The organism is Pseudomonas sp. 28 E 9 (genome assembly GCF_900004785.1).
GTDB lineage: Bacteria > Pseudomonadota > Gammaproteobacteria > Pseudomonadales > Pseudomonadaceae > Aquipseudomonas > Aquipseudomonas orientalis_A.
Window position 1 is genome coordinate 60950 of sequence record NZ_CVTK01000054.1, and the last position, 6337, is coordinate 67286.

Consider the following 6337-nt stretch of genomic DNA (forward strand, 5'->3'; position numbering starts at 1 on the left):
AAGGCGCCACCTCAAGCGGAGGCTGGCGCAGTCTAAAGAATGAAAATGACGATTTGCCTGTAAGGGAGGTAGACCTCGCTCGCAGGGCAGAGTTTAGACACAGGCCGGGAAGAGGCTTTCAGCCACCGGACTTCTTGGCCTTGTAACCGAGCTTGATCAGCTCGGCCAACAGCAGTTCGACATGCTCGCCCTGGATCTCGATGACCCCATCTTTCAACGCGCCACCGGTGCCACAGCGCTTTTTCAGCGTGGTGGCCAGTTCCTTGAGCGCCTCTTCGGCCAGCGGCACACCGGTGATGGTGGTCACCGTCTTGCCGCCACGGCCTTTGCTCTCGCGGCGTACGCGGGCAATGCCGTCGCCTTCGGGAATCAGGGTTTGTTTGCAGGTGCACGAATCCACGGGCTGACGGCAGTCCGGGCAGTGTCGACCTGCATCGGTGGAAAATACCAGGCCACCCAGGGCGGCGAAGGATGCGGCTTTCTTGGCCACCGGCAATCCTCTAGGGGATGAAAAGTGGCGCAGTGTAACGGCAAAAAGCCAAGTTGCTAAGGGCCAAATGGCGCCATTTCATGCAACTTTAGCGACGCAACGCCAGATAGCGCCGCAGGCCTTCTTGCGCGTCCGGGCAGTAAGGCTTGTGTCTGGCCTCGCTCAACACCGTTTCAATCGGCAGGAAGCGCGCTTCCATGACTTCTTCGGGCTGCAGGCACAGTGGCCCGTCCCATACCGCCGAGTAGGAGGTGCACCAAAGCCTGCTGTCGCCGTCTTCGAAATAGAAATGGTCATGTTCGATCAATTCCACGCCGCTGACGCCCAGTTCTTCGGCAAGCTCACGGGCCGCCGAATCGGCATAGGTTTCCCCTGCCGCAACCATCCCGCCCGCTGCCGTGTCCCAGAACCCGGGGTACAGCGCTTTGCTCAGGGTGCGCCGATGCACACACAGCTCGCCCCTGGAGTTGAACAGAAAGATAAAGGTGCAGCGGCCAATCAGCCCGCGGTTGCGCAGGTCGGACCTGACGAGGTTGCCGAGCGGGTTGTCGTTCTCGTCAACCCACTGGATCAGTTCAGCATCGGAGGCTACCCGGTGGGCGGCCTCCTTTTGAGTCGCGTCCATCATCAACCCTGATTGAGGAGCTGACGCAAATCGATCACTGCAGCGTTGGCCCGGGAAATGTAGTTGGCCATTACCAGCGAATGGTTCGCCAGTACCCCGAAGCCGCTGCCGTTGAGAATCATCGGGCTCCACACCGGTTCCTGCGAGGCCTCCAGCTCACGAATGATCTGGCGCACGCTGACGGTGGCGTTTTTCTTGGCCAGCACGTCGGCAAAATCGACTTCGATGGCGCGCAGCAGATGGGACAGTGCCCATGCCTGGCCACGGGCCTCGTAGAACACGTTGTCGATCTGCATCCAGGGGGTTTCCACCACTTCTTCATCGACCTGCGGCACTTCACCCGGCGCCAGCGCTTCGGTTTTCAGCGCGGTGTTCAGCTTCACGCGGCCCACACTGGCCGACAGGCGCTGCGACAGCGAACCCAGACGGGTGGCGACGTCGCCCAGCCAGTTATTCAGGTTGTCGGCGCGGGCATAGAACAGCGCGCCCTTCTGGTTAGGGTCGGACAGGCGTGCTTCGTAGCGGCTCAGGGAATTGATGCCTTCCTGATATTCCGACTCGCTGGACGGCAGCACCCAGCTCTTGTTGTCAAAGTTGAAACGCGGCTCGGCCTTGGCCAGGTCAGCGTCTTCAGCCGACTGCGACTGGGAACGGGCGAAATCCTTGCGCAGGGCGCGGGTCAGGTCGCGTACCTGCACCAGCACGCCGTACTCCCAGCTCGGCATGTTGTCCATCCACAGGCCTGGCGGGAAACGGTCATTGGAAATATAGCCGCCGGGCTTGTTCAGCAAGGTGCCGACCACGTTTTTCAGGGTTTCGACGGTGGTGTAGCCGATCACCATCTGCTTGCCTTCCTTCTCGGCGGCAAGCTGGGCGTTTTGCTGGACCGGAAACAACGCCGGCTCCTGACTCCAATACCAACCCAGGCCACCAGTGACCAGCAGGTACAAGCAAATCACGCTGAGCAAGGCGCGGCTCATGAGCAGGTTGCGAACGTAGCTGCGGTTGGCCGACTTGGGCTCAGGGGCGGGGCCTTTGGCACTGCCTTCACGGTTTTTCCAGTCCAGCATGGCGATATCCTTTCAATCACTTGAGTTCATGCACATCAATTGTCCGGGTGCGGTCAAACACTCCGACCACAACCCTACCCCATCGTGCCCATCGGTGCGGCGCTTTTAAAGCAGACTGGCGCATACCCGAGGGTGAACTATAAAGGATGCACGCTTTTTACACAGCGCGACCACGAGGTCAAAAAATGAATACCGCCGACGCGTACTTAATTGACGTATGACACTCATACAATAGAAAAGAGGTGCTAGCATAGGGCCACTAGTCGACCTCAGCATGCACCCTCACAGTAGTCAGGATATGACCGAGTCAGAAGACCCCAGCCGCGAGCGTCTCAAGCAGCATTTTGCCCAGCGGGTAATTCATCAGGCACGTCAAATTCTTGAGATCTGGCAGCGCCTGCAACGCAGCGAATGGTCGAACGCCGACTTCTCCGAGCTCAGCGAAGCCAATCTGCGCCTGCTGCGCTTTGCCGAGCGTTTTGAACAGCCCGAGCACTGCCAACTGGCCCAGCACATTGGCGAGTCCCTCAAGGCCGTGGACGAAAACCGTGGCCGCCTGAGCAGCCACCTGATCACCGAACTCAACCGCTTGATGCAGCGCCTGTCGCGCACCGGGCTGCGCCAGGGCGATCAACTCGAGCAAACCCTGCTGCCGCCGATGCGCAAACCGATCTACGTCATGCTGGCCGACCATGACCGCGCCGAGCGCCTGGCCAAGCAGTTGGAATTCTTCGGCATGAGCGCGCAGTCCCTGGACAGCGTCGCAGCGTTTCGCGCCTCCATGGCCGAGCGCCTGCCGTCGGCCATCGTGATGGACGTGGACTTCTGCAGCCCCGGACTGGGGCTCAAACTGGCCGCCGAAGCCCAGCAGGGCCTGGAGCAAAAGCTGCCGCTGCTGTTTTTCAGCCTGCATGAAACCGACACGCCGACGCGCCTGGCCGCCGTGCGCGCCGGCGGCGAAGAATTCCTCACCGGCACGCTGGAAGCCTCAAGCCTGCTGGAAAAGATCGAAGTGCTGACCTGCGTCGCTCAATACGAGCCGTATAAAGTGCTGATCATTGACGACTCCCGTGCCCAGGCCTTGCATACCGAGCGCCTGCTCAACAGCGCCGGCATCGTCACCCGCACCTTGATCGAGCCGATCCAGGCCATGGCCGAGCTGGCGGACTTCCAGCCCGACCTGATCATCCTCGACATGTACATGCCCGCCTGCACCGGCACCGAGCTGGCCAAGGTGATTCGCCACAACGACCGCTATGTCAGCGTGCCGATCATCTACCTGTCGGCCGAAGACGACCTGGACAAACAGCTCGACGCGATGAGCGAAGGCGGTGACGACTTCCTGACCAAGCCGATCAAGCCGCGCCATCTGATCACCACCGTGCGCAACCGCGCGGCGCGCGCGCGCAACTTGAAGGCGCGGATGGTGCGCGACAGCCTGACCGGGCTGTACAACCACACGCATATCCTGCAATTGCTCGAAGACTGCAGCTTCCGCGCCCGTCGCGAAAACAAGCCGCTGAGCTTCGCCATGCTGGATATCGACCACTTCAAGCGGGTCAATGACAGCCACGGCCACCCCATGGGCGATCGCGTCATCAAGAGCCTGGCCCTGTTCCTCAAGCAGCGCCTGCGCAAGACCGATTACATCGGCCGCTATGGCGGTGAGGAATTTGCCATCGTAATGCCCGACACCGACCTCGAATCGGCCTGCAGGGTGCTGGACGACATTCGTGGGCGCTTTGCGGAAATCCACTACCCGGCCCAGCCACAGGACTTATGGTGCACCTTCAGTGCCGGGTTGGTGGAACTGTGCGACGGCTCCGACGGCCTGATGATGGCCGCCCAGGCCGACGAGGCGCTGTACCGTGCCAAGCATGCCGGACGCAACCGCGTGCAGGCGGCTCGCCCATCAAAGCAAAGTGCCATCTTTTCACCGGAATTCACTGAATCGGTCATAAGGTTGTAATAGAAACGCAATAACTTCAGGCACTTATCTTTTGCTGTCGGTTGAAACCACGCATGCGCCTGAAGCTGCTGACCAATCTCAATACCCTTCTTCTGGTTGCCGTGTGCCTGGCACTTGGCGCGACGCTGTGGTGGTCGCAACGAGCACTGGAGCGCCCGTACCTGTTGATGGAGCGCTATCTGGGGCTGTCCCAGGCCTTTGAGAACCAGACCGCACGCAATATCGACGACTACCTGGCCAGCGGCGATGCCCTGCGGTTGAGCAGCGCCGGCCAGAGCCTGGAAAGCCTGTTGCAGCAGCTCGACTCACTGCCGCCCGAGTTGGCGCAAAGCCTGCGCCCCAGCCTTGCGGACCTGGATGCCTTCAGCAAAACCGACCTGCTCGCCGCCGGTAAACTGGCCGGCGACCCGCAAGCGCTGCTGCTGCAAGCCGAACGCGAACTGGGGGCGAACCTGGAGCAACTGAGCCAGTACGCCGGCGCGGCCAATTCTGCGGACGCCGCGCGCTACCTGCCGCCGCTGCTGGCGGCCTCGCAACACTTGGGCAAGTTGTCCCTGGCGCGCGAAAAACTGGTCAGCAGCGGGCGCGCCGAGCTGGCCGATGACGTCGAGCGTGAAATCGCCAACATCCGTAGCCAGGCCGACCTGCTGGCACAACTGCCGTTACTGGGCGTGAAGGCCAGCGCCGAATCCAGCACCGACGATTTTTCCGCCTTGATGGGTCTGGAAAACACTGAAAAAACCGAAGCGCTGGACACCGGCGTTGACCTCAAGCGTGAACTCAACGGCCTGTTGACCCGCTACCCCGCCGAACTCAAGCGCACCCGCGAACAGATCCAGCAACGCGCCGACCTCGCCGCCGCCGCCCGCACCAAGATCACCGGTGTGCGCCAAGCCATCGCCGGCCTGGAGCCGGTGGTGCGCGCGCAACACGCCAGCATCCAGGGCGAAGTGCGCCTGATACAAGGGCTGATGATTGGCCTGATCCTGCTGATTGCCCTGTTGATCGACACCTTGCAGCGTCGCCTGGCGCGGGTGCTGACCGCCCTCGCCCCGGCACTGTCCACCTGGGCCGAAGGCAACTTCAGCCAGCCGATCGGCCTGGGCAGGACCAACCGCGAACTGCGCGATATCGAAGCCTCGCTCAACCGCCTGCGCGCTTATCTGGTGGACCTGGTCGGCACGATTCGCGGCAACGCCGAAGAAGTCGCCGGCAGCAGCCGCGCCCTTGCCGAACTGAGCAGCGGCCTGCACGACGGCGCCGAACGCCAGGCCGGGGATACCGCGCAGATCCGTGACTCCCTGGGCGAACTGGAAGCGACCATCCAGCAAGTGGCGGGCGATGCCAGCCAGGCCGCTGGCGCCAGTCGCAGTGCCGGCATCGCCGTGGAACAAGGCCAGCGCGTCATCGGCCTGAGCCTGACCGGGTTGCACGCCCTGGTGGGAGAAGTGCAGCAAAACGCGCAGATGATCGAGAAACTTGCCGAAGAATCCGCCACCATCGGCGGCGTGCTCACGGTGATCCGCTCGATCGCCGACCAGACCAACCTGCTGGCGCTCAATGCCGCTATCGAAGCCGCCCGCGCCGGTGAGGCCGGCCGGGGTTTTGCCGTAGTCGCCGATGAAGTACGCACCCTGGCCCAGCGCACAGCCGGCGCCACCGCCGAAATCCAGGGCTTGATCAGCAGCCTGCAAAGCGCCGCCCACCAATCGGTGCAAGGCATGCGTGCGCAAGTCGAGCACGCCGAAGCCACCGCCGAGCAAGCCCAGGCCGCCGATGGCGCGCTGGACGAAATCGTCGGGGCGATCCAGACCATTTCCGAGACGGCGGTGCGCATCGCTGACGTGACTGCGCAGCAAAGCGGGGCCGTGAGTGAAATTCGCGATAACAGTGAGCGCATTCACCAACTGGGCGAGGACAACCTGCTGCGTATCGGCCAGGGACGCAGCCAGGGCGAACACCTGCTGGTGCTGGGCGGGCAGCTCAACACGGCGGTGCAGGCCTTCCGCGTCTGATCTCCCCTCCAGTGGAGATCAAAATGTGAGAGGGGGCTTGCCCCCGATAGCCACAAGTATCTACACAACTCTGTAGCGCCCAACCGTAACCACGATGCGAAGCGAGTCGCTCTTGATCTTGATCTGCTTTTGATCTCAGGCGCCCCGTTAAACCACGCTGGCCGAACG

At 62.2% G+C, this 6337-nt stretch carries 5 protein-coding genes; 2 read left to right on the forward strand and 3 right to left on the reverse strand.

Going from position 1 to position 6337, the window contains the following annotated elements; genetic code table 11:
- Positions 1-118 precede the first annotated feature (118 nt).
- The 3 genes from BFQ00_RS22085 to BFQ00_RS22095 form a co-directional block, all read right to left on the reverse strand.
- Positions 119-490: a translation initiation factor Sui1 gene (locus BFQ00_RS22085; protein ID WP_057724111.1), complete on the reverse strand. Its 372-nt coding sequence runs from the start codon at positions 488-490 to the stop codon at positions 119-121.
- A gap of 88 nt (positions 491-578) precedes the next feature.
- Positions 579-1115 carry an NUDIX hydrolase gene (locus BFQ00_RS22090; protein WP_065883462.1) on the reverse strand — a complete coding sequence of 179 codons (537 nt, stop codon included), beginning with the start codon at positions 1113-1115 and terminating at the stop codon, positions 579-581.
- Positions 1116-1117: 2 nt separating this feature from the next.
- The gene (locus BFQ00_RS22095; RefSeq protein ID WP_065883460.1) at positions 1118-2185 is read right to left on the reverse strand and encodes a DUF2333 family protein; all 1068 of its coding nucleotides are present in this window, start codon (positions 2183-2185) and stop codon (positions 1118-1120) included.
- 298 nt (positions 2186-2483) lie between these two features.
- Here BFQ00_RS22095 and BFQ00_RS22100 point away from each other — a divergent pair, with 298 nt between their 5' ends.
- Together BFQ00_RS22100 and BFQ00_RS22105 are read left to right on the forward strand one after the other, a co-directional pair.
- Positions 2484-4154 (forward strand): response regulator, encoded by a 1671-nt coding sequence (locus BFQ00_RS22100; RefSeq protein WP_065934761.1) that lies wholly within the window; start codon positions 2484-2486, stop codon positions 4152-4154.
- Positions 4155-4207: 53 nt separating this feature from the next.
- The gene (locus BFQ00_RS22105; RefSeq protein WP_065934762.1) at positions 4208-6169 is read left to right on the forward strand and encodes a methyl-accepting chemotaxis protein; all 1962 of its coding nucleotides are present in this window, start codon (positions 4208-4210) and stop codon (positions 6167-6169) included.
- The last annotated feature ends 168 nt before the right edge of the window (positions 6170-6337 follow it).

Coding starts and splice junctions, on each gene's coding strand:
- BFQ00_RS22090 (WP_065883462.1), bottom strand. CDS start 1,115: ATGGACGCGACTCAAAAGGAGGCCGCCCACCGGGTAGCCTCCGATGCT.
- BFQ00_RS22095 (WP_065883460.1), bottom strand. CDS start 2,185: ATGCTGGACTGGAAAAACCGTGAAGGCAGTGCCAAAGGCCCCGCCCCT.
- BFQ00_RS22100 (WP_065934761.1), top strand. CDS start 2,484: ATGACCGAGTCAGAAGACCCCAGCCGCGAGCGTCTCAAGCAGCATTTT.
- BFQ00_RS22105 (WP_065934762.1), top strand. CDS start 4,208: ATGCGCCTGAAGCTGCTGACCAATCTCAATACCCTTCTTCTGGTTGCC.